24 protein-coding genes and 3 tRNA genes are annotated in these 20,419 nt (G+C 64.2%); 14 read left to right on the forward strand and 13 right to left on the reverse strand.

Annotated elements, in window-relative coordinates:
- Window positions 1-232: 232 nt before the first annotated feature.
- On the reverse strand, window positions 233-1,150 hold the full coding sequence (locus tag ACV17W_RS07620) for a manganese catalase family protein (protein WP_462595820.1): 918 nt from the start codon (window positions 1,148-1,150) through the stop codon (window positions 233-235).
- A gap of 74 nt (window positions 1,151-1,224) precedes the next feature.
- On the reverse strand, window positions 1,225-1,779 hold the full coding sequence (locus ACV17W_RS07625) for a cytochrome b (protein ID WP_462595821.1): 555 nt from the start codon (window positions 1,777-1,779) through the stop codon (window positions 1,225-1,227).
- A gap of 301 nt (window positions 1,780-2,080) precedes the next feature.
- Here ACV17W_RS07625 and ACV17W_RS07630 point away from each other — a divergent pair, with 301 nt between their 5' ends.
- The 3 genes from ACV17W_RS07630 (at window position 2,081) to ACV17W_RS07640 (ending at window position 4,339) form a co-directional block, all read left to right on the forward strand.
- Window positions 2,081-2,476, forward strand: coding sequence for a Zn-ribbon domain-containing OB-fold protein (locus tag ACV17W_RS07630; protein WP_462595822.1), 396 nt, complete (start codon window positions 2,081-2,083; stop codon window positions 2,474-2,476).
- Entirely contained in the window at window positions 2,476-3,648 is a 1,173-nt protein-coding gene (locus ACV17W_RS07635) for a thiolase (RefSeq protein WP_462595823.1), read from the forward strand. The genes ACV17W_RS07630 and ACV17W_RS07635 overlap by 1 nt, the downstream gene beginning before the upstream one ends.
- A 169-nt stretch (window positions 3,649-3,817) precedes the next feature.
- Window positions 3,818-4,339 (forward strand): ureidoglycolate lyase, encoded by a 522-nt coding sequence (locus tag ACV17W_RS07640; protein WP_462595824.1) that lies wholly within the window; start codon window positions 3,818-3,820, stop codon window positions 4,337-4,339.
- A 94-nt stretch (window positions 4,340-4,433) separates the two neighbouring features.
- Here ACV17W_RS07640 and ACV17W_RS07645 read toward each other — a convergent pair whose 3' ends face one another.
- Entirely contained in the window at window positions 4,434-5,084 is a 651-nt protein-coding gene (locus tag ACV17W_RS07645; protein WP_462595825.1) for a DsbA family oxidoreductase, read from the reverse strand.
- A gap of 155 nt (window positions 5,085-5,239) precedes the next feature.
- Here ACV17W_RS07645 and ACV17W_RS07650 point away from each other — a divergent pair, with 155 nt between their 5' ends.
- Window positions 5,240-5,566, forward strand: coding sequence for a putative signal transducing protein (locus tag ACV17W_RS07650; RefSeq protein ID WP_462595826.1), 327 nt, complete (start codon window positions 5,240-5,242; stop codon window positions 5,564-5,566).
- Between the two features lie 22 nt (window positions 5,567-5,588).
- Here ACV17W_RS07650 and ACV17W_RS07655 read toward each other — a convergent pair whose 3' ends face one another.
- The 3 genes from ACV17W_RS07655 to ACV17W_RS07665 all read right to left on the reverse strand — a co-directional run bounded on the left by ACV17W_RS07655 (window position 5,589) and on the right by ACV17W_RS07665 (window position 6,690).
- The gene (locus tag ACV17W_RS07655) at window positions 5,589-5,819 is read right to left on the reverse strand and encodes a hypothetical protein (protein WP_462595827.1); all 231 of its coding nucleotides are present in this window, start codon (window positions 5,817-5,819) and stop codon (window positions 5,589-5,591) included.
- A gap of 135 nt (window positions 5,820-5,954) precedes the next feature.
- Window positions 5,955-6,164, reverse strand: a complete 210-nt coding sequence (locus ACV17W_RS07660) for a hypothetical protein (RefSeq protein WP_462595828.1) — start codon at window positions 6,162-6,164, stop codon at window positions 5,955-5,957.
- Between the two features lie 160 nt (window positions 6,165-6,324).
- Window positions 6,325-6,690: a hypothetical protein gene (locus ACV17W_RS07665; RefSeq protein ID WP_462595829.1), complete on the reverse strand. Its 366-nt coding sequence runs from the start codon at window positions 6,688-6,690 to the stop codon at window positions 6,325-6,327.
- A gap of 237 nt (window positions 6,691-6,927) precedes the next feature.
- Here ACV17W_RS07665 and ACV17W_RS07670 point away from each other — a divergent pair, with 237 nt between their 5' ends.
- Complete coding sequence (locus tag ACV17W_RS07670; protein WP_462595830.1) at window positions 6,928-7,923, forward strand: MurR/RpiR family transcriptional regulator; 996 nt, start codon at window positions 6,928-6,930, stop codon at window positions 7,921-7,923.
- On the opposite strand, the gene ACV17W_RS07675 is transcribed toward ACV17W_RS07670, so the two are convergent.
- Entirely contained in the window at window positions 7,847-9,364 is a 1,518-nt protein-coding gene (locus tag ACV17W_RS07675; protein ID WP_462595831.1) for a M81 family metallopeptidase, read from the reverse strand. The two genes, ACV17W_RS07670 and ACV17W_RS07675, sit on opposite strands and share 77 nt — an antisense overlap.
- A 119-nt stretch (window positions 9,365-9,483) precedes the next feature.
- On the opposite strand from ACV17W_RS07675, the gene ACV17W_RS07680 reads away from it, so the two are divergent.
- Complete coding sequence (locus ACV17W_RS07680; RefSeq protein ID WP_462595832.1) at window positions 9,484-10,467, forward strand: Bug family tripartite tricarboxylate transporter substrate binding protein; 984 nt, start codon at window positions 9,484-9,486, stop codon at window positions 10,465-10,467.
- Window positions 10,468-10,469: 2 nt separating this feature from the next.
- Complete coding sequence (locus tag ACV17W_RS07685; RefSeq protein ID WP_462595833.1) at window positions 10,470-11,744, forward strand: hydantoinase/carbamoylase family amidase; 1,275 nt, start codon at window positions 10,470-10,472, stop codon at window positions 11,742-11,744.
- Between the two features lie 254 nt (window positions 11,745-11,998).
- Here the strand turns inward: ACV17W_RS07685 and ACV17W_RS07690 are convergent.
- Window positions 11,999-12,083, reverse strand: a tRNA-Leu gene (locus tag ACV17W_RS07690).
- Between the two features lie 172 nt (window positions 12,084-12,255).
- Here ACV17W_RS07690 and ACV17W_RS07695 point away from each other — a divergent pair.
- Window positions 12,256-12,945, forward strand: a complete 690-nt coding sequence (locus ACV17W_RS07695; protein ID WP_462595834.1) for an HAD family hydrolase — start codon at window positions 12,256-12,258, stop codon at window positions 12,943-12,945.
- A gap of 97 nt (window positions 12,946-13,042) precedes the next feature.
- Here ACV17W_RS07695 and secG read toward each other — a convergent pair whose 3' ends face one another.
- The 3 genes from secG to ACV17W_RS07710 all read right to left on the reverse strand — a co-directional run bounded on the left by secG (window position 13,043) and on the right by ACV17W_RS07710 (window position 15,391).
- Window positions 13,043-13,549 carry a preprotein translocase subunit SecG gene (secG, locus tag ACV17W_RS07700; protein ID WP_462595835.1) on the reverse strand — a complete coding sequence of 169 codons (507 nt, stop codon included), beginning with the start codon at window positions 13,547-13,549 and terminating at the stop codon, window positions 13,043-13,045.
- 18 nt (window positions 13,550-13,567) lie between these two features.
- Window positions 13,568-14,314 carry a triose-phosphate isomerase gene (gene tpiA, locus ACV17W_RS07705; RefSeq protein ID WP_462595836.1) on the reverse strand — a complete coding sequence of 249 codons (747 nt, stop codon included), beginning with the start codon at window positions 14,312-14,314 and terminating at the stop codon, window positions 13,568-13,570.
- 99 nt (window positions 14,315-14,413) lie between these two features.
- Window positions 14,414-15,391 (reverse strand): NAD(P)H-quinone oxidoreductase, encoded by a 978-nt coding sequence (locus ACV17W_RS07710; RefSeq protein WP_462595837.1) that lies wholly within the window; start codon window positions 15,389-15,391, stop codon window positions 14,414-14,416.
- Window positions 15,392-15,515: 124 nt separating this feature from the next.
- On the opposite strand from ACV17W_RS07710, the gene ACV17W_RS07715 reads away from it, so the two are divergent.
- The 6 genes from ACV17W_RS07715 (at window position 15,516) to ACV17W_RS07740 (ending at window position 19,441) form a co-directional block, all read left to right on the forward strand.
- A tRNA-Ser gene (locus ACV17W_RS07715) sits at window positions 15,516-15,605 on the forward strand.
- Between the two features lie 104 nt (window positions 15,606-15,709).
- The gene (gltS, locus tag ACV17W_RS07720; protein ID WP_462595838.1) at window positions 15,710-16,945 is read left to right on the forward strand and encodes a sodium/glutamate symporter; all 1,236 of its coding nucleotides are present in this window, start codon (window positions 15,710-15,712) and stop codon (window positions 16,943-16,945) included.
- Window positions 16,946-17,048: 103 nt separating this feature from the next.
- Window positions 17,049-17,133 (forward strand) — tRNA-Leu (locus ACV17W_RS07725).
- 459 nt (window positions 17,134-17,592) lie between these two features.
- Complete coding sequence (locus tag ACV17W_RS07730) at window positions 17,593-18,213, forward strand: ferritin-like domain-containing protein (RefSeq protein WP_462595839.1); 621 nt, start codon at window positions 17,593-17,595, stop codon at window positions 18,211-18,213.
- Between the two features lie 179 nt (window positions 18,214-18,392).
- Entirely contained in the window at window positions 18,393-19,037 is a 645-nt protein-coding gene (locus tag ACV17W_RS07735) for a DedA family protein (protein ID WP_462595841.1), read from the forward strand.
- A gap of 41 nt (window positions 19,038-19,078) precedes the next feature.
- Window positions 19,079-19,441: a DUF2784 domain-containing protein gene (locus ACV17W_RS07740; RefSeq protein WP_462595842.1), complete on the forward strand. Its 363-nt coding sequence runs from the start codon at window positions 19,079-19,081 to the stop codon at window positions 19,439-19,441.
- Between the two features lie 53 nt (window positions 19,442-19,494).
- On the opposite strand, the gene ACV17W_RS07745 is transcribed toward ACV17W_RS07740, so the two are convergent.
- Together ACV17W_RS07745 and ACV17W_RS07750 are read right to left on the reverse strand one after the other, a co-directional pair.
- Window positions 19,495-20,031 carry a hypothetical protein gene (locus tag ACV17W_RS07745; protein WP_462595843.1) on the reverse strand — a complete coding sequence of 179 codons (537 nt, stop codon included), beginning with the start codon at window positions 20,029-20,031 and terminating at the stop codon, window positions 19,495-19,497.
- Between the two features lie 18 nt (window positions 20,032-20,049).
- Complete coding sequence (locus ACV17W_RS07750; protein ID WP_462595844.1) at window positions 20,050-20,418, reverse strand: PAAR domain-containing protein; 369 nt, start codon at window positions 20,416-20,418, stop codon at window positions 20,050-20,052.
- Window position 20,419: the final 1 nt, after the last annotated feature.

The raw sequence follows: 20,419 nt of genomic DNA on the forward strand, positions 1-20,419 counted from the left end.
GCGCAAGGCGAACGGGTCACCGGCGTGGCGGCATTGGAGGGAGGCACAGAGACCCGACAGGTGTGCGAACGCATCCTGTAAGAAGCGTTCGCGAGGGCGGACTGGCTCGAATAACATGCGCGCCGTCACATGCCGGTACATGCTGCGCGCCGACAACGCCGAGCGTGCGGCCAAACGCTGAGCGCTACCGCCGCCGCCAGACCTCCGGCCCCGGGGGGCCGGGTTCCCGCACTCAGGACTTCGTCTTGGACTTCGATTTGGGCGCCGGCTGGGTGCCGTCGACACCACTGCCCAGGTCGGCCCCGGTCATGGGATCGGCGTCCGGCATGGACGTCGTGCGCGTCGCCATGGCCTGCAGCGCGTCCAGCTCATCCTTGGCCAGCCCGACGTTCGCCAGCCCGTCGCCGCCGTCAACCGCACACTGCTGGTCGCGGTCGGAGATGACATCGAAGTTCGCATCGCTGTTCCACGAGCCGCGCATATCGCCTTCGCCCTGCGACATGTCGAAGTACGTGCGCGCGAAACGCGGGTCGCCCGGCAGCTTGCCCGGCGGGAAGTTGGGCTGCATCGAGTACAAGGCCTTCTCGAACGAAAGCTGGTGGGCCACTTCGCGGGTCATCAGGAAGCCCAACGCTTCTTTTACGCCGGGATCATCGGTCACATTGATGAGCCGTTCGTAGACAATCTTGGCGCGCGCTTCCGCGGCAATGTTCGAACGCAAGTCGGCGGACGGTTCGCCGATGGTGTCGATGTAGCCGGCGTTCCATAGCTGTCCGCCGGAGTTCACCAGCGCGGGGCCGCCGCCATAAAGCACCTGCGTGACGTGCGAATCGTTCCCGGCTCCCTGCAGGCTGCGGTAGAGCTCGGCCTCGGATTCCGTGGCTTCGGCCAGCTTGCCCTTGGCGCCCTTGTTGAGCATGGCGACCAGCGTGCCGATCACCTCGAGGTGGCTGAGTTCTTCGGTGGCAATGTCGAACAGCATGTCTTTACGGCCCGGATCGTCCTCGCCCAAGGCTTGAGTGAAGTAGCGACATGCAGCCGCGAGTTCGCCTTGGGGGCCGCCGAACTGCTCGAGCAACAGGTTTGCCAGCCCTGGGTTGCTCTCGCGTACGCGGACGGTGTACTGCAATCGCTTGTTGTGTGCAAACATGGAAGGTCTCCCGCTAAGTGGCACGCCCGCGAATGCGGGCCCAGCGCTTCCGCAAGCGCTGTGCCCAGCGGCACTCAGCGACCGAGCATGCGGGCGGCCGTTGCATCGCGCAAGATGTAACGGTGAACGGCAACCATGGCAATGTGACCCGCCGCGGCAAGCGCCAGAATCCAGCCAAGGCTGCCGTGCAGGAAGTTCCCCAGATTGATCAGCGACGGCACCTCGCGGCCGCTGGCTTCCAGCAAAGGCAGCCCGAACGCGGCCAGACCCTTGCCGCGCCCGTAAGCGCGCAGCAGTGCGACCAGCGGGACACCTATCATCAGCAGGTAGAGCGCCGCATGTCCCAGACGCGCCAACTGCCGGGTTCGCCCGCTGCCCGTCGGCCTCTTCGAGCGGCTATGTGCTGCCCAGGCCAACCGCAGCACCACGAGAGCCATCAATACCAAGCCCACTGATTTGTGCGAGCCCCACACGCCGCGCGTGATGTCCGCTTCGCGATCCCAGGCATGCAGGGCCGACCCGAGGAACTGCCAGGCAAACAAGCCTGCCATGCCCCAGTGCAGAAAACGAGAAACGCGGCCGTAGCCCTGCGGCGAATCGAGCCAGCTTTGGAGAGACAGTGCATGCATCGGAGGACTCCTGTGGGATGAACCCGATGATGGTCGCCTTCCGCTCGCCGATTGAATTTGAGTATGCGCAAATGCGCCGGGCGGTCCTAGGCTCCCTGTAACCCGCTGAAAGACCGCCCGGGATGCGCCAGTTTTTGCGGCGCTGCGAGAAGGCTTGTCCGCCCCAGGCAGCCCGCGACACCCGCCTGTCCGGCGCAGGCCCGGTTAAGCGCAGCAAAAGCCCCCCTAAGCGAAATCAAGATTGGCCCCGCCGGGCCGTCGTCGCACAATCGCTCAGTTCGTCATTGAAGGAAACCCATTCATGTCCCAGTCCACGGCAGTCCACCCGGTTGGACCCGAAAAAACCTTCCACGACCAGCTCGAACAGGGCCGGTTCCAGATTCAACGTTGCGAGACTTGTGCCCGGGCCGTGTTCTATCCGCGCATGCTCTGCCCACATTGCGGTTCGGACCGGCTGGCATGGATGACGCCAAGCGGCAGGGGCACGGTGTATTCCACGACGGTGGTCCGCCGCAAACCCGAACACGGCGGCGACTACAACGTAGCGCTCGTCGATCTGGAAGAAGGCGTACGGCTGATGTCCCGCGTCGAAGGCCTGGCCCCCGACGCCGTGGCCATCGGCATGGCGGTGCAGGCCAGCGTCGCCGACAGCGCCGGCGGCAAGTCCGTCATCTTCACCCCCGCCGGAGACCGCTGATGATTGATCCCAAACTGCGGGGCTCGGCCGCCATCGTGGGCGTGGGCCACGCCGGCCTGGGCGAAGCCCACGGCTACACCGAAATGGAAATCCTGGCGCAGGCGGCGCATCGCGCCGTCGCCGACGCCGGCCTGACCATGCAGGACATCGACGGCCTGGCCACGGCCAGCGTGGCCTCCACCATGTGGGCGATGCCCGTGATCGAGCACCTGGGGATCCGCCCCAGTTTTATCGACAACACCATGATAGGCGGCTCCAGCTTCGTGGCTCATCTGATGCCCGCCCTCCTGGCGCTGGCGAGCGGACAGTGCAAGGCTGTTTTGGTCTGCTACGGGAGCACGCAGCGCACCTCCACGCTGAATCGCGCCGAAATCGGCAATGCGCGTCGCAAGCTCGATCCGCAGCCCTACGAGGCGCCCTATCACGCGCTGAACCCGCTCAGTTCATACGCGCTGGCCGCGGCGCGCCACATGCACCAATACGGCACCACCCGTGAGCAGCTGGCCGAAGTCGCAGTGGCGGCCCGCCAGTGGGCCCGACTGAATCCCGAAGCGTTCATGCGCGATCCGCTCAGCATCGAGGATGTCCTGAACTCGCGCATGGTGTCCGACCCGTTGACCGTGCGCGACAGCTGCCTGGTCACTGATGGCGCGGGCGCGTACGTCCTGGTCCGAGCCGACCGCGCCCGCGACCTGCCGAACAAGCCGGTCTTTGTACTGGGCAGCGGCACGGCTTGCTGGAATCGGCAGATCTCGTCCATGGAAGACCTTACCGTCACGGCCGCCACCCAGTCGGGCGCCGCAGCCTACGCCATGGCCGGGCTGCACGCGGGCGAAATCGATGTGGTCGAGCTCTACGACGCCTTCACCATCAACCCTATTCTTTTTCTGGAAGACCTGGGGTTCTGCCAGAAGGGCGAAGGCGGCGCGTTCGTCAGCGGCGGCGCGCTGGCCCCGGGTGGCCGGCTGCCGGTGAACACCAATGGCGGCGGGCTGTCGTGCGTGCACCCGGGCATGTACGGCATGTTCATCACCATCGAGGCGGTACGGCAGCTGCGCGGGCAGTGCGGAGAACGGCAAGTGGCCGGCGCACAGACGGCCCTGGTCCATGGCAACGGTGGCACGTTGTCCAGCCAGTCCACAGCCATCCTGGGCACCGAGGCCACGTTATAGAGGCACAGGCGGGGCAGGCATGCCTGCCCCGCGACGGCAATGACGTGGAGGCGCCGCAACGACCAGGGCGGCTGCGGCCACGTGCCGGCGGCATGCCCTGATCGGCGAGGCTGGCGAGCTGGCCTCAAAATGGGGTGTAATCGGGCCAACTCTGTTTCTTGGCCAGTCTATGTATCAGCTCCAGGCGTTGCCTTTGTCGGCAGAAGCGTTCGCTCCCTACGGTTGGGTCCTGGGCAAGCCCTACCCTGCCGACGGCGGCGTTCCCGCGTATACCAACCCCGCGACGGACTTCTGGCGCGAGCACTTGTTCGACGCCGGTCCGGACGGGCAGCCGGAAATCCTGTGGGTCAATTACCGCAATACCGGGCCGGTCACCCAGCTTGAAGTGCATCTGCGCACCCAGCAAGCCATCGTGCCGCTTATCGGAACCATCGTCCATATCGTGGCGCGCAGCCAGGACGACGGCGCACCCGATCTCGACACCGCGGCTGCCTTCTTTGTACCCCCGGGCATGGGCCTGTGCATGGCGCCCGGCTGTTGGCACGCTACCCGCGTGCCAGCGACGCAGGCCACCTGCATGATGCTCACGCGGCGGTCTACGACGCTCGACCTGGTGGCGCATTTACAGCAAGGGGCCCACGCGCGGGAAAGTGCCTTGGTCACGGTGCCCAGCATCGCATGGCAGGTCTAGCCCGGGCCAGTACATTGGCCGGTGCGGCAAGCCGACGACCACGAAGCCCGGCGCGCGGCGCGCCGTGATCCGGCCCGAGGGCATGGCGGCCCCTTCAGGATTCGCTCACCACTTGGCGCAGCGCCTGCTCGAACACCTCGGCGGGCTGCCCTCCCGACACCAGATACTTATCGTTGATGATGACCGACGGCACAGAAGACACGCCGAGTTCACGCCACTTCGCCTGCGCCAGGCGGACCTCATCGGCGTAGCGACCTGACTCGAGCACTTCGCGCGCGGCGCCGGCATCCAGCCCCGCGGCTTCGGCCGCCTGCACGAGTACTACCGTCTCGCCGGTATCAAAGTTGTCGTAATGGTAGGTCTTGAGCAGGCTGCGCTTCAATGCCACCTGCTGCGCCTGGCCGAGGGTCCCCGCCCAATGAAGCAGGCGATGCGCGTCAAAAGTGTTGTACGAGCGGCTATCGTCGGTCTGCCGCATGGGCATGCCCGCGGCCGCTGCGCGCTCGGCGATCAGCTTGCGGTTCTCCTGCAGGCGCGCCTCGTCGAAGCCGTACTTTTTCATCAGTCGCTCGCCCGTGTTCTGACCCCCCTTCGGCATATCGGGGTTCAGTTCGAAGGGCTGAATGCTGAGGTGGAAATCGGCGCCCGGCCCGATGCGGTCCATCGCCTGGAGCAGTCCGCCCAGGCCGACTGCACACCAGGGGCACGCCACGTCGGATACAAATTCGATCTTGATACTGTTCATGGAATGCTCCAAGGGAAGGCCGGCGGCAATGCCATGCAGCACACGGCGCGTGACAGCGATGCAACCAGTGTACGCCCGCCGCAGTCGCGACCGAACGCGGCGGTGCGTGGCGCCGATAAACCTTATGATGACCTGTCCGAGATCCGGAGACTTCGATGATACGACTGACTCGCGCGCCCGATATGCTGATGGGACAGCACTGGGCAAACCTGTTGCAACAGGCTGGCATCGCCTGTCATCTGACGGGCCAATACCTGCAAGGCGGCGCAGGGGACATTCCGGTTTTCGAATGCGGCCCCAACCTGTGGCTGGAGAACGAAGCCGACAAAGACGCTGCCCTGCGCATCATCGAAGGTCGGGCAGACGAAGCCTGGCGCCAGCGCGCCCATTGGCACTGCGGACACTGCAATGAATGGCTCGAACCGCAGTTCTCAACCTGTTGGCAATGCGGCGCGTCACGCCCGGTGCATCCGCACGACTGAGCCCGCGGCGCGCTCACAGGTCTCAGTTGCCTGAACGCAGCCTGATGACCTGGGCCTTGTTCAGGCGCCGCGCTTCCTCTTCGGCATAGGCTTCTTCGTCGTCTTCGTACGAGCCCTCATACATGCAAGCGCTGCGATTCCAGGTGCATTCGTTGAACAGCCGGCTGGACGTTCCCTGCCCGCTGGAGCAGCCGGAAATCAAGGCCAGAAGGAACAGCGCCGCGCCGCAGCGTAGATGCGATGAAAGAGACATGGGTTCCGGGTGTACGTAGAGGCCATGCCATTGTGTTGCAGGATGCCGGGGTTGGCAACCAGCTCGTGCGGACTCGCGTGCGCAACGCACGGGTCGGCATGCCCGGCGAACCGGCTTGCGCCGGCCCGCTGTGCCCTACCCGTCCCGCCGCCCCAGCCCTTCGGCAGGGCGATGCGAACGGCGTTCATCTGCGATCGGTGGGGCGCTCTTACCCTGCTCGGAAGCCTCGGCCAATTCGGCGGCCTGCTTCTTGATCGTCTTGAGCACCCGCAGCATGGCTGGATCGGAGGTCAACTCGGCAGCACGAGCGAGGCTGGTGTTGATGTTCTCTAGCAGATAGTTCACGGTGTTCTCCCCGCAGAAGATCTGGCGCTCGTTGAGGTTGCTTCAGTTTATTACGATCCTATTCCAATAGAAAGCCATTCCACAGGGCTTTTGCAGGTGTTGCGTTTTTTCCCTGCCGCGACGGTATGCGCGCCCCATTCCGGCCACCGTGGCCGACGTATCAGGCGCCCACGAAATAGGCGGCAGCGACGACGATCAAGATCAACACCGCCGCCAGGCCGGCACCGGGCTTCTTTATCCCTGCCACATATTGGCCTGCCGCTACATCTGCGGCGCCAGCATGCAGCGTCTGTTCCGCAGCCCCTGTCCGGGCCGGGGCAATCGTGGGAAGCCCCACCGTGGCAAGCAGCGCGAGCGGCCCGAACAGCGCCCCCCAGACGAACCAACAAAATCCGCAACGGCCTTTTTCCGATGCCAGGAAAGCGGCGAATCCGGCGCACGCGATCCAGGCAGCAAAGCTCCAGAGAAATGAAAAGGCGACGACGGATCCCAAGAAATTTCCAATCGCCGAATAATCGTTGTACATGCTGACTCCCTTCATTGAGGCTGCACTATAGCTGCGAAGTCGCCACCCCGGATATACGCCAGTTCCGCCGAATAGACGCGCATTGCGGCGTGCGGGCCAGCTGCGCAACGCACAGGCCGGTATAAACTCAACGGCTCTAAGTGCCAGAGCCTTCGGGGTCATGCCGTATTCCGCTGTGCCGCACCCGCCAGCCCCTGAGCCCATCGCCAGCGCCGCAAGACCATCCCTATTACGCCTATGTCATCACCGCAAGCACCTGCCCTCAAGACACTGGCCGAGTTCAATCAATTCTGCCGCGACCATGTCGGCGGGTTCAGCCCCCAGTACCAGCAGGCGCTTCGCTACCTGATCGACAATCCCAACGAAGTGCCTATCACGTCGATGCGCGCCATCGCGGTGCGTACCGGCGTGCAGCCCGCCACCCTCGTCAGGCTGGCGCAACGACTGGGATTCGACGGCTGGCAATCGCTGCGTGCATTGTTTGTCGATGAACTGCGCAACGGGCACCTTCCCTATGCCGCGCGCGCGCGCAAGCTGGTGGCCACCGCCAGCACACCGGGCCTTCTCGACGACAACGTTCAGACGCAATACCAGAATCTCGAGTCGCTGCGTACGCATGCGTCGAAAGACATTGCTGCCGCGGCACGGGTTCTGCACCGCGCCAAGATCGTGCACGTGGCGGGGTTCAGAGCCTGCTTTCCCATCGCCTTCGCATTCCATTATTTGTGCCGCCTGTTCCGCACCCGCGTGCAGCTGATGCGCGCCGAGGCAGGCACGCTCGAAATGGAATTGCGTGGCATGGCCCAGGATGATGTGCTGCTGGTGATCAGCTTCGCGCCTTATTCACAGGAAGCCCTGCAGGTCGCCGAGGCCGCGGCCAGCACGGGCTGCAGGATAGTGGCGCTGACCGACAGCTCATTGTCGCCCCTGGCGCTGAGGGCAGACTGCTCCGTGCTTTTCTCGGTAGAAAGCCCGTCGTTCTTCCCGTCGATCAGCACCGGCATTCTGGCGGCGGAAGCGCTGGCGCAACAGTTGCTGGCCCTGGAGGGCAAGGAAGCCGTAGAAGCCCTCGAGGCCACCGAGGGCCAGTTGAACAGTCTGGGCGCCTACGCGCCGCCGGGCAAGGGCGCCGAGGCGCCCGCCCCGCTGCCGCCCGTCAACCGAACGGGCCGGCAACGTCGTCAAACGGATAGACACCGCGACGGTCCAGCCGCTGGTAATCCAGCAAAGTAAGATCCGCAGGGCCGTAGTCGGGCGTATCGACAATGATGATCTCTTGAACGCGCGGCTCATAAAAATCGCGGAAATGCGTTTTCGAACGCAACACGATCACATCGAAATCTTCCGGCTTCTGGTCGAACAGATAGAACGGATCGCCATCCACCGCAAACGCGAAATGGCTGACCACGCTGATTGATACCCCATCGACACGCAACAGGGCCGTCATGCCCAGGTCTACGGGCATACCGCGCTGGTAGTTGCCTGTCACCCGGTAAGAAATTGGTCCGGCGCGCTCAACGAGGGCACGCACGGTCAGGCGGGGGCCAGCCTTGGCCGAGCTGAGCGCGCCCAATTGCACAGTGATCTCGGCGCCCGGCCCGGCCTGAAAGGCTGCCTGCGCGGCAGCGGGGTCCAGCAAATAAGGCACCGCGACATTCTTCAGGCCCCGTTCCAGTACGGCCGCCAATATATAGGTGGAATCGTTCATGCGGTCCGCGTGTTCAAGCAGCAAATAAGGGCGGGTCGCAGTAGGCAAGCCTTGCACCACGCGATCCAGCGCAGGTTCAAGGGTGTAGACCTGCAAAGGTCTGTACAGCGTGTGCCGTTGCTGATGAATATCGCCGGCGAAGCGTCGGGCTATTTCCGCCGCGCGGGCAGCCGGACCGTCCAGCACGCACACCACCGAAAACCCGGTGTTGTGCGCGTCGGCATAAGAGAAGCCCGCCAGAATCGAGATATCGACATAGACGTCGCTTTCGGCTTCGTAGCGGCGCGCCGCAGCGATCAGGCTGGCAAGCGGTTCGAGATTCGTTGCGCTGAAAATGCTGGGTACCAGCACGCCGGGCTTGATCACGGCCATCTCCGGCCGGATTTCTCCCGCCAGTATCTTCGCCAGGCAGCCGGCCGCGCGCCGCCCCGTGTCGCCCATGTCGATGTGCGGAGACTTGTGATACGCAAAGGCAGCATCGGCTTGCGCCAAGGTGTCCCCGTCGATATTGCCGTGGTAATCGAGCGCAACAACCAGGGGCATGTCCGGCCCGATCACCTGCCGCACACGCTCGATGATGTAACGCTCCACGTCCGGATAAGCATCTGCGGCGCATGCCCCATGCAGATAGAGCATGACCCCGTCCAGCGAACCCGCCTGGGCGCGCAACCCCTGGCAGATTTCGTCGGTATAGAACTCGACCGCTTCATCCGTCACCGGGCCCAGCGCCCCCAACAGGGTGTGCACCAGCGGCAGCACCTCGATATCCGCGGATTCGAAGACTTCGATCGCTCCGCCCGGTACGGTATTGGTGCCACGCAAGCGCTCGACGATGTCCGCCCCCCGCAGGGCGACATGTTCGAAATCCTGGACCGTGCAGTAAACCGGCAGAAAGCTGACGGATTCGGTATTGAACGTGGCGAACGCAACGCGGCGCCGGATGCAGGGCATACCCGAGGTGGTCATATTTACGGTGCGAATATCAACGAGTGTTGTGTATCATCATAAAGCGATTCGAATGATTCAGAACCATCGAACGCCAAAATTTGACGGCTCAAACAACAGATTTTCTAGGGGAACGCACGATGGCGTCATTTTTTCCACCCATACTCCGGCTCGCGGCAGCCGCCACCGCGACTCTCGCCCTGGCTTCGTTTTCGGCTCACGCCGCGTTTCCGGAGCGCGCGATCACCATGATCGTGCCGTCTGCCCCGGGCGGCACGCCCGACACCTTGATGCGCTTTCTGGCGCAAAAGGCGCAGGAGCGCTTCCAGCAGAGCTTCATCGTCGAGAACCGGCCCGGCGGCTCGGGCATTCCGGGCATCTCGGCGGTGTATCGCGCAGCGCCCGATGGCTACACCATCGGGTATGCCAATAACGTCACGCTGGCCATCAACCGCAGCGCGTTCAAAGAGCTTCCCTATGACCCCCAGGCGCTTGTGCCCGTGGCCTACGTGATGAAGGTTGCGAACGTGCTCGCGGTCAACCCGTCGCTGCCTGTCAAGACCCTGGATGAATTCATCGCATACGCCAAGGCGAACCCGGGCAAAGTGACCTTTGCCTCGCCGGGCCAGGGCACGTCGGGCCACCTGACTGGCGAACTGCTGGCCAGCACCTCGGACATCAAGCTGCTGCACGTGCCCTATCGAGGCAGTCCGCAAGCCACGACCGACGTTATGGCAGGCGTGGTCGACGCCCTGTTCGACAACACCACCAGCATCAGCCCGCATATCCGTTCGGGCAAACTGAGGGCCCTCGCCGTCACCAGCCTGCAGCGCTCGCCATCGTTTCCCGACCTGCCGACCGTCGCGGAAAGCAAACTTCCGGGGTTCGAAGGGGTCGCCTGGGGCGGCCTGGTCGCTCCGCCGGGCACGCCCCCTGAGATCGCCGAAAAACTGACGGCCATGTTCAATGAACTGCTGAACGATCCGTCCGTGCGCGAGCAGTTGATCAAACTGGGAACCGACGAAGTGATCGGCGGGCCGCCCCAGGCCATGGCCGACTATGCCGAGAAAGAGACCGAAAAATGGGGCAAGGTCATTAAAGACTCCGGCGTGCAGCTGCAGTAGTCATGGAGCCCCTGACTGACCCCGCGCGGGCCGCCGCCCGCGAACACGTGGTTCGATGGTTCGATGCGCTCGCGACGCACACGGCCGATCCGGTTGCTGGCGTCACGCGCGCATCGTACGGCGAAGGCGAGCAATATGCCCACGACTACCTCGCCGGGGAGGCGCAGCGCCTGGGGCTGCGCCTCGGCCACGACGCCGCCCTGAACACCTACATGACCTTGCCGGGGCGCGATCCCGGCGCCCCTGGCATCTTGATCGGGTCCCATCTGGACTCGGTGGAGCAAGGCGGCAACTTCGACGGCGCCGCCGGCGTGGTGGCAGGCCTGGCGGCGGTCTTCATCTTGCGTACCCGCGGCATCACACCGCCTTGCGACATTACCGTCATGGGCGTGCGCGCCGAAGAGAGCGCGTGGTTCCAGACTTCTTACATCGGCAGCCGCGCCGCGCTGGGACGCTTGACGGCAGAGGCGCTGGAATGCCGCCGCGTCGATACGCAGCAAACGCTGGCACACCACATGAGGCAGTACGGCGGCGACCCGGCCGCCCTGCTCGACCGGCCGCCCCGTCTTGATGCCGCACACATCAGGACTTTCATGGAAGTCCATATCGAACAGGCCCCCAGCTTGGTCGAGGCGGGCGCGTGCCTGGGCATAGGCACCGGCATACCGGGTAATTTCCGGTATCCCGACATCACGATCTCGGGCGAGACGGCGCACGTGGGCCTGCCGCGCCGCTTTCGCCAGGACGCGCTGGTGGCCGGCACCCGTTTCGTCGCCGAGCTGGACGCGGTATGGCGGGACTGGGAAAGCCGCGCCCAGCCGATGGCGTTCACCGTCGGACGGTTTCATACTGACCCGGCCAACGAAGCCATGACCAAGGTTTCCGGCCGCGTGAATTTCAGCCTGGATGTGCGGGCCTACGATTCCGGCCACCTGGCCCAACTGCACGACACCGTGCTGCGGATCGTCGCCACCCTGGAACAACAGTGTGGTGTGAAGTTCGACTTGGGTCGACGCACCCAGGCGCCGGTGGCGCTGGCCGATTCCGCCATTCGGCGTCGGCTGGCGGCGCTGGCGCAGGCACGCGGCATTGCTTCAATGCCCCTGGCCAGCCCGGCATCGCATGATGCCGCCGTGTTCAATGAAGCGGGGGTGCCCATCGGCCTGCTGTTCGTGCGCAATGCAAACGGCAGCCACAACCCGCATGAAGCCATGGACATCGACGATTTCATGAATGCCGTGGACGTGCTGGTCGATTGGCTGGCCGAGCAGGCTTAAGCCAAGGCGAGAAGCAGTTCCGGGGCGGGTGCAGGTCGGCGCTGGGGTATTGCATTCCTGACCGCCGCGTCGATTAAATCCTCTCGCGACACTCCGGATGATTCAAGGGTGTTTCGAGTGGGTTGGAAATATTCGAAGCGCGAGTCAGGCGCTATCGGACGTTTGGGGTCAACCAGAACGTCAGGCAACAAAAAGCCCGCGTTCTTGTTGGAGAAATGCGGGCTCTCTATGCAGCGGGGCGAACCCCGGTAACCTGGTGCCGACGGCGAGACTCGAACTCGCACAGCTTTCGCCACTACCCCCTCAAGATAGCGTGTCTACCAATTCCACCACGTCGGCTGGGTACATCTAGCGCTTATCGCGCTGTCTTGTCAGGACGCCGTTTTAGCGAGCGCCCCAGCAAAGTCCGATATTCTATCACGATAGTTGCCAGGTTCCAGCCTGCTGCCTGCCTGAACGCAAACGGCGGCCCAGTACACTGGCGGGTCTGTCATTTTTTCCCGACACATCCATGAGTGCTTTACGTTTCGATGCCGTTCTTTTCGATTGCGACGGCGTGCTGGTCGATTCCGAACCCATTACTGCCCGCGTCCTGGCAGCCATGCTGGGCGAGCTGGGCTGGCCGATCACCCCGGACGAAGCGTTGCGCACCTTCGTGGGCAAGACGGTCAGTGACGAAGCGCCATTGATCCATGCGCGCACCGGTTTCGCGCTGACGCCCGAATGGCTGGACGCCTTCCGCACCCGCCGCAACCTGGCGCTGGAAGCCGACCTTCAGGCGATCGAAGGCGCCGCGCATGCTGTGCGATCGCTGCATGAAACGCTGGACGGGCGTATCGCCGTGGCGTCGGGAGCCGACTTCACTAAGATCGAACTACAGCTGCGCAAGATCGGCCTGTACGACTATTTCAAAGGCCGCTATTTCAGCGGCCAGGCGCTGTCGCGCAACAAACCGGCGCCTGATGTGTACTTGCAGGCGGCGAAAGCGCTGGGCGTGGCCCCGGAGCGGTGCGCCGTGGTGGAAGACACGGTAACCGGCGCTACCGCCGGCGTTGCCGCGGGCGCCACCGTGTTCGGTTACAGCCCGGGTGGCCCGGGGCATGACGGCACCCAGGCGTTGCTGCAGGCCGGAGTGGCGCAGGTTTTTCACGACATGCGCGACTTGCCCGAACTGCTGGCGCAGGTATCTGCCGCTGCCTGACCCGCGTCGCGCCGCGCCGGCCCTGCCTGCAACAACGGCAAAAAAAAACCGCAACGCCATCCGGCCTTGCGGGTTTTTTTCGGATCGCGCTCGACGCTTATTGGGCCGGCTTGGGCGAGTCGGGTTGGGGCGCGGCCGCGGGCGTTTCGCCCGCGGAGGGGGCCGGAGCAGCCGGCTGGGCCGGCGCGGCGGGCGGTTGCGATGCGGCGCCTGGCACCTGGGGCACGGAAGCATCAGGCTGGGCCGGCGCGGTCTGGGGCACCGAGGCACCACCATCGCTACCCGCGCCAGGAACCTGCGGTATGGAACGATCGGCCGGGAAGCCCTGCATCACGCCTGAATCCATGGTGCTGGACGGCTGCGTGCTCTTGTGGCTGAGATACGCCAAGCCAAGGGTGCTGGCAAAGAACACCACTGCCGCCCATTTGGTGGTGCGGGACAGGAAGTTGGCCGCCCCGGTGGCGCCGAACAGGCTGCCGGCAGAACCGCTGCCGAACGCCGAGCCCATGTCGGCGCCCTTGCCCTGCTGCAGCAGGACCAGGACGATGATCGCCAGGGCGGACAGCACCTGTACGACCAGCAAGATTGTGAGGGTCATAGACATTGAAGACTCCGGGGAAACTTAGGCTGCGGCGATGCGCAAGAATTCTTCGGCCACCAGCGATGCACCGCCCACGAGGGCGCCATCGATGTCGGGCATGGCAAACAGGGTGGCAGCATTGGCCGCCTTGACACTGCCGCCGTACAGCACTCGCACCTGCCCGGCACCCAGGCCACGCAGGGCGACACGAATGGCGCCGTGGACTTCCTGGGCCTGCTCGGGGGTGGCGGTACGCCCGGTGCCAATGGCCCAGACAGGTTCGTAGGCCAGCACCATGCGCGACAGGGCGTCGGCGCCCAGGGCCAGAACAGGCTCGAGCTGGCGTTCGATGACGCCCAAGGTGTTGCCGCCTTCGCGGTCGGCGAGCGATTCGCCCACGCATACCACCGGGGTAAGGCCGGCATCGAGTGCGGCGCGGGCCTTGTCGGCCACCGTCTGGTCGGACTCGCCATGCAGGCTGCGGCGCTCGGAATGCCCCACGAGAGTCCAGCGGCAGCCGAATTCCTGCAACATGGCGCCCGAGACTTCGCCGGTGTAGGCGCCCTTGACGTGCGCGCTGACGTCCTGGGCGCCCCACGTGATGGCGCTGCCAGTCAGGGCATCGGCGGCCTGTGCCAGGTACGGAAATGGCACGCAGATACCGATTTCGCAGTGCGACGCCGGATCGGCCTTACGCAGGGCGTCAAGCAGCGCGGCGTTTTCAGCCAGGCTGCCGTGCATCTTCCAGTTGCCCAGCACGAGACGGGCGCGGTCTTCAACAGAGGTCATGGCGCAACAGTGTATGGGGGTAGGCCCAGACGAAATCCGGGTCAAACCAAAGATTGTATCCTGTTTGCCCCGGATCCCGCTGCACCTTGGCCGCTGCTGTTACACCGTCAGGATGATCTTGCCGATGTTTTCGCCGGCTTCCATCATGGCATGGGCGGCGGCGGCCTGTTCCAACGGAAAGGTGGCGTGCACGATCGGCTTGATGCTGCCCTCTTCCAGCAACGGCCAGGCATGCTGCCGCAGGGCCTGGGCAATGGCCCCCTTGAAGGCGACCGGCCGCGGCCGCAGTGTGGAACCGGTGATGGTCAGGCGGCGGCGCAGGATCTGGTTGCAATCAATCTCGGCGCGCGCGCCGCCCAGCAACGCAATGATCACGATGCGGCCGTCGTCGGCCAGGCACTTCATGTTGCGATTGATGTATTCGCCCGCGACCATGTCGAGAATGACATTGACGCCCGCACCGCCCGTGGCGTCGCGCACTTCCTGCACGAAGTCCTGCGTCTTGTAGTTGATGCCGCGGGCGGCGCCCAGTGTTTCGACCGCGCGGGCTCGCTCGTCGCTACCCACGGTGGCATACACGGTATTGCCCATTGCGCGTGCGAGCTGGATGGCCGTGGTTCCGATGCCGCTTGCGCCGCCGTGGACCAGCAGGGACTCACCCTTCTGCAGCGCCCCGCGGTCGAACACGTTGCTCCATACCGTGAAATAGGTTTCAGGCAGGCCAGCCGCCTCGATTTCGGTCAGGCCGCGCGGAATGGGCAGGCACTGCACCGCCGGCGCCACACAGTATTCGGCATAGCCGCCGCCCGCCACCAGCGCGCATACCTTGTCGCCCACAGCGTAGCCCGCCGCCGCGACGTCGCCGCCGACGATTTCGCCGGCGACTTCCAGGCCCGGCAGGTCGGACGCGCCCGGAGGCGGAGCGTAGTTCCCCTTGCGCTGAAAGACATCGGGCCGGTTGATGCCGGCGGCCGCGACCTTGATCAGCACCTCACCCGGACCCGGCTCGGGCATGGGACGATTTGCGGGCACCAGTACCTCGGGGCCGCCGGGTTGGGATATTTCTACAGCTCGCATGACTCGCCTCCTGGCTCAAATAGATTATTATGGCGCCCTTTACGGAAGATCCAAACCGGGCTTGCGGCGTCATCGTCCACGGCCCGGACTTCTCTGTCGCGGTACCATACCGCTGACGCAAGACGGAAGCGTGGCCGAGCGGTTGAAGGCACCGGTCTTGAAAACCGGCAAGGGTTTGCGCCCTTCGTGGGTTCGAATCCCACCGCTTCCGCCACTGCCCTCGCCCGCCCTGCTTGCTCCAAGACCCGCACCGCCCCAACGCTGCGGGTTTTTTGTGGTGTTGCAGGCACGCCGCCCAAATGACGCGCAAGGACCGAAATGGAAATCGCATTCAACGCTTTCTACACGCTGATTGCAGCGGTGATCGTGCTCTTGTTCGGCCGGTTCCTGGTCAACAAGATCGCATTCCTGAAGCGATACAACATCCCCGAGCCCGTGGCGGGTGGCCTGCTTGCAGCGCTGCTGTCCATGCTGGCCTATCAGGTCTGGGGTGTCAGCCTTTCCACCAGCGGCGAGTTGCAGAACAGCTTCATGCTGATCTTTTTTATTTCGATAGGCCTGAGCGCGAACTTCGCCAAGCTTCGCGAAGGAGGCTTCGGCCTGGTGCTGTTTCTGATCGTGGTGGGCACCTTCATCGTGATCCAGGATGCCGTAGGCATAGGCCTGGCCACGTTGATGGGAGTCGAGCCCTTGATCGGTCTGATTGCCGGCTCCATCGCGCTGACGGGCGGCCACGGGACGGCCGGCGCATGGGGCACCATACTGGAAGTCGAGCACGGCATCCCGGGCGCGCTCGCGCTTGGCATGGCCAGTGCCACATTCGGCCTGATCATAGGCGGCATTATCGGCGGGCCGCTGGCCAAGGTGCTGATCAATCGTCACCACCTTGCCGTTGCGCGCAGCAGCCAGCAAATTGCAGAGCGCGACGCCACCCCGGCAACGGACCCGGACGAATTCATTCAGTTCGAACATCCGCATCGCGTCCGGCTGATTACCGCCGACAACGCAATTTCGACCTTGGGAATGTTTGCGGCATGCCTGGCGTTTTCGGAGCTCATGACGGGCTTCAGCAAAGGCACGTGGTTTGAACTCCCGACCTTTGTCTGGGCACTGGCTGGCGGAGTCATTCTGCGAAACGTGCTCGAGGCGCTCTTCAAGGTGGAGATCTTCGATCGTGCGATCGACGTTTTCGGCAATGCTTCGTTGTCCCTTTACCTGGCCATGGCGCTGCTGTCCCTGCAACTGTGGCAGTTGACGGACCTGGCTGGCCCGCTGGTCGTGATATTGGGTGCCCAGACGCTGACCATGGCGCTCTATGCAGCCTTCGTGACGTTTCGCGCCATGGGGAAGAACTACGATGCGGCTGTCCTGGCCGCAGGGCATTGCGGCTTCGGCATGGGAGCCACCCCCACTGCCGTTGCAAACATGCAGGCCATCACCAATATGTACGGGCCGTCGCACAAGGCGTTCCTGATTGTTCCTTTGTGCGGCGCATTCTTTGTGGACCTGATCAACGCCACGGTCATTCAAGTCATAATGAAATTTCTAGCCTGAGTCCGCATCAGGGCCGATCGCCGGCCTTTGGAGCAGCAGGGGTGCGCGAGAACAGGTCCTGTACAATGCCCGACTTGTTCGCCCGCCCCGCGGGACACACTCCGCACCCATGGCGAAATTGGTAGACGCAAGGGACTTAAAATCCCTCGCCGCAAGGCGTCCCGGTTCGATTCCGGGTGGGTGCACCAGACCAGGCTGCCTCTTCAGGCGGCTCGATGAACCAAGGCCCGCGGACGAACCCGGTACCGCGGGTTTTTCAATGCCGGTGCCGGGTGATCGATAAACACACCGACAACCCGCCCATGTGCCCCCGCGCGGGGAACAGCCTGGCGCCGCGGCGCTTGCGGGAACGGGCCCGACAAAAAACGCCAGGCCACTGACTTCCACAGAAGTCCGATGTCGCGCTTGCACGCGCTGTCCCTGGATAGCCGTGTTCCGGGCCCCCATTCCAGAACAGATCACCAGTTTTCCGGCTCCGGCGGGCGCCACTGAAGCCCTGGCTCTCCCGTGCGGAATCGAAGGAAACGCCGCCTCGCGAGTTTCTTGCCGCCCTGCCGCAGCGGCTCGGCCGACGCTCAGGCATGCCGCTTGCTTAACGTGGCCGCTGCCCGATTTTCGCAGGGCGACCCCAACCTCTGGAGAAACAAATGGCCAAAGCGCAAACAGGCAACCCCGACCAAATCACCGACCTGCTCTACCAGGCTCTGGAAACCGAAATGGGGGGCATCCAGGTTTATGAAGCCGCAATCAGCTGTGCCCTGAATGAAGACCTGAAGGAAGAATGGGAAGGGTATCTGGAAGAGACCACCACGCACCGCCAGGTATTGCTCACGGTCTTTGAACAGCTGGGACTGGACCCCGAAGCCCAGTTGCCCTCGAGGGAAATCGTCGCCCACCATGGGCAATCCCTGGTTCAGGCCATCGAACTGGCCAAGTCACAAGGCGACCCGGCAGCCGCGCAGCTGGTGGCCGCCGAATGCGTAGTGCTGGCCGAGACCAAAGACCACCTCAACTGGGAACTGATAGGCATGTTGGCCGAGAAGACCGGCGGCAACCAGGTCAAGGTGCTGAAACAGGCCTACGAGGCCGTCGAACAGGACGAGCATCATCACCTGTACCACACCAAAGGGTGGACGCGCGAGCTGTGGATCGAGGCTCTGGGCCTGCCCGCCGTGCTGCCGCCCCCCGAAGAGGTCAAGAAGGTGGAGACGGCCATCGGGGCGTCCCGGGCCGAGCAGGCGCGCGACACGATGCTGCGCAAGCATTGATCGACGCCGGCCAGGCGTAACGCCGCAGCGCCCGGGCCGCTTGCCCGGGCTGCGGGGCCCGCGAGTACGCGACGGGCGCAGATTTCCGTTACATACCCGCATCTCTCGCATCGCTACAGCCGCCCTGAACGGCGGTGCGTGCGTTAACATGCCCAGCGTCTGCCTACCAACCATCGAGCATGGACGCTTATCTAGATAGCATCGGCCAATTCATTCAGACCAACCAGGAATGGGCGGGCCCCATCACTTTCCTGCTGACCCTGGGTGAATCGCTCATTATTGTGGGCCTGTTCATCCCGGCGACAGCCCTGTTGCTCCTGACCGGCGGCCTGATCGGTACCGGCACGCTTTCACCCTGGAGCATTCTGATCTGGGGCATCGCGGGCGCCATCGTGGGCGATGCCCTGTCGTATCTGCTCGGCCGCTGGATGGGCACCGGCATGCTGCGTCGCTGGCCATTCTCCACGCAACGCACTGCCGTGGCACGCGCACGCCTGTTCTTCCATCGCTACGGCTTCGCTTCGGTCCTGATCGGGCGCTTCCTGGGGCCGATCCGCTCCACGATCCCGACCGTGGCGGGCATCATGGGCATGCATCCGGTGCGATTCCAGATCGCCAATGTATTGTCTGCCATCGCCTGGCTGCCTCTGATGTTGGCGCCCGGCTACCTGGCGGCCCGCGGCGTAGGAGCCATGCAGCAGAACCAGCATATCGGCCTGATCGTGGGCACGGCTGCGTCCGTATTGCTGGGCGCCTGGCTGCTGGCGATGTTCCTGCGCAAACGCCGCACCGCCGACGACGCGCGCGCCCGAGGCCGGCGCTAGCCGCGACAGCGCCGCGCCAACCTCCATGGGCAGGCCTGAACGTGATCTACCGCATATTGGCTGACCTCGTTTTGCTGGGGCATGCCCTGTTCATCCTGTTCGCGGCCCTCGGGGGCCTCCTGGTGCTGTGGAAAACCTGGTGGATGCCCGTGCACCTCGCCGCGCTGGCCTGGGGCGCCGCCGTGATGAGTGTGGGATGGATCTGCCCGCTGACCCCGCTGGAAAACAGGTTTCGCCGCCTGGCGGGCCAGGAAGGCTATTCAGGGGGTTTTATCGAACACTACGTCTGGAGCTTCATCTACCCCGACGGCCTCACCCGCCCCATGCAGATCGCCCTGGCGGCCGCGCTGGTGATAGGCAACATCGCGGTTTATGCGCTGGTGTATTACCAGCGCAGGCCCTAGCGCGGGGCCGGCGCCGCGCGAGCCGGCCGCGCTGCCGTGGCACGGGCGGGCCGCTAGGTCGGGACAGGCCTGCGCAGGCGCCCAAACAGCCGGAACGAGCCGCTGCCCAGCCGCCCGTAGGCGTGAGAGCTGGTGACGACGGTCAGCCCGGTATCGGAGGCATATCGAACCGGAAGCACGCTGCCTGGAACCAGCGCATCGGCCGCCTCGGGCCGGAAAAGCTGGTCTACATAGGCCATGAAAGGAGGCTCGCCATGCGGGCTGGCGTCGACGCGCAGCTTGAGTTCGTACCAATCGCCGATCTGGCTATCGGAGACTTCTTCTGAGCCCACCTGCTCGGAAGCCAGGACGGTCGCGGTGGTCTCCAAGCCATACCGCCTGACTTGCAGCGCCAGCCCGTCCATGACGCCGCCACGCACCTTGAACAGTACATAGCCCACGAAGAACAGTCCGCCTATGGTGTAGAACATGGCGTCGTTGCCGAAGAACGCGTTTGCGAAGATCAGCAGCAACAGGTATAGCGCCAAGCCCGTGGCAGACAGGGCCATGAACAGTACGCCAAGCAAGGTTGACCACCTGTAGTAAGCCATCAGCAGAACTCAGCGGCGTCAGGCGGCCAGAACCAGGACTTTTTTCTGATCCATCTTCAGGTACATGCCCAGGGTGTTCCAGAAGTTCTGGAGCGCCAGGCAGAGCCAGCGAATCACAAAGCCGCCGCAGGCGATGACTGTGAAAGAGAACAGCGCAATCGTGGCTCCCAGCATGAACAGCGTGCCGGTGGCAAGCCCCAGAATGCCTGACGGCAGGTCTATGGTGAGCGGGGCGACCGAAAACAGGTTATGCGCGGGCTTGTTCTGGATGAAGATATTGGTGGTAGGCAGCTTCATGCAGCTGAGCATGTCGTTCTTCGACACACCCGTCACGTAAGGGCCCAGGCCGATGCTGCGGCCGGTTCCCATGCATCCCCAGAATGGCATG

This window comes from Bordetella sp. MIP270_01_BMS (assembly GCF_054958705.1).

What these genes read in the sequence shown, in the direction of transcription:
- ACV17W_RS07620 (WP_462595820.1), bottom strand. Translation starts at nt 1,150, where the DNA reads ATGTTTGCACACAACAAGCGATTGCAGTACACCGTCCGCGTACGCGAG.
- ACV17W_RS07730 (WP_462595839.1), top strand. Translation starts at nt 17,593, where the DNA reads ATGGCCAAAGCGCAAACAGGCAACCCCGACCAAATCACCGACCTGCTC.
- ACV17W_RS07710 (WP_462595837.1), bottom strand. Translation starts at nt 15,391, where the DNA reads ATGCGAGCTGTAGAAATATCCCAACCCGGCGGCCCCGAGGTACTGGTG.
- ACV17W_RS07685 (WP_462595833.1), top strand. Translation starts at nt 10,470, where the DNA reads ATGGAGCCCCTGACTGACCCCGCGCGGGCCGCCGCCCGCGAACACGTG.
- ACV17W_RS07650 (WP_462595826.1), top strand. Translation starts at nt 5,240, where the DNA reads ATGATACGACTGACTCGCGCGCCCGATATGCTGATGGGACAGCACTGG.
- ACV17W_RS07670 (WP_462595830.1), top strand. Translation starts at nt 6,928, where the DNA reads ATGTCATCACCGCAAGCACCTGCCCTCAAGACACTGGCCGAGTTCAAT.
- ACV17W_RS07640 (WP_462595824.1), top strand. Translation starts at nt 3,818, where the DNA reads ATGTATCAGCTCCAGGCGTTGCCTTTGTCGGCAGAAGCGTTCGCTCCC.
- ACV17W_RS07665 (WP_462595829.1), bottom strand. Translation starts at nt 6,690, where the DNA reads ATGTACAACGATTATTCGGCGATTGGAAATTTCTTGGGATCCGTCGTC.
- ACV17W_RS07630 (WP_462595822.1), top strand. Translation starts at nt 2,081, where the DNA reads ATGTCCCAGTCCACGGCAGTCCACCCGGTTGGACCCGAAAAAACCTTC.
- gltS (WP_462595838.1), top strand. Translation starts at nt 15,710, where the DNA reads ATGGAAATCGCATTCAACGCTTTCTACACGCTGATTGCAGCGGTGATC.
- ACV17W_RS07745 (WP_462595843.1), bottom strand. Translation starts at nt 20,031, where the DNA reads ATGGCTTACTACAGGTGGTCAACCTTGCTTGGCGTACTGTTCATGGCC.
- ACV17W_RS07675 (WP_462595831.1), bottom strand. Translation starts at nt 9,364, where the DNA reads ATGACCACCTCGGGTATGCCCTGCATCCGGCGCCGCGTTGCGTTCGCC.
- secG (WP_462595835.1), bottom strand. Translation starts at nt 13,549, where the DNA reads ATGTCTATGACCCTCACAATCTTGCTGGTCGTACAGGTGCTGTCCGCC.
- ACV17W_RS07750 (WP_462595844.1), bottom strand. Translation starts at nt 20,418, where the DNA reads ATGCCATTCTGGGGATGCATGGGAACCGGCCGCAGCATCGGCCTGGGC.
- ACV17W_RS07625 (WP_462595821.1), bottom strand. Translation starts at nt 1,779, where the DNA reads ATGCATGCACTGTCTCTCCAAAGCTGGCTCGATTCGCCGCAGGGCTAC.
- ACV17W_RS07735 (WP_462595841.1), top strand. Translation starts at nt 18,393, where the DNA reads ATGGACGCTTATCTAGATAGCATCGGCCAATTCATTCAGACCAACCAG.
- ACV17W_RS07695 (WP_462595834.1), top strand. Translation starts at nt 12,256, where the DNA reads ATGAGTGCTTTACGTTTCGATGCCGTTCTTTTCGATTGCGACGGCGTG.
- ACV17W_RS07635 (WP_462595823.1), top strand. Translation starts at nt 2,476, where the DNA reads ATGATTGATCCCAAACTGCGGGGCTCGGCCGCCATCGTGGGCGTGGGC.
- ACV17W_RS07680 (WP_462595832.1), top strand. Translation starts at nt 9,484, where the DNA reads ATGGCGTCATTTTTTCCACCCATACTCCGGCTCGCGGCAGCCGCCACC.
- ACV17W_RS07655 (WP_462595827.1), bottom strand. Translation starts at nt 5,819, where the DNA reads ATGTCTCTTTCATCGCATCTACGCTGCGGCGCGGCGCTGTTCCTTCTG.
- ACV17W_RS07645 (WP_462595825.1), bottom strand. Translation starts at nt 5,084, where the DNA reads ATGAACAGTATCAAGATCGAATTTGTATCCGACGTGGCGTGCCCCTGG.
- tpiA (WP_462595836.1), bottom strand. Translation starts at nt 14,314, where the DNA reads ATGACCTCTGTTGAAGACCGCGCCCGTCTCGTGCTGGGCAACTGGAAG.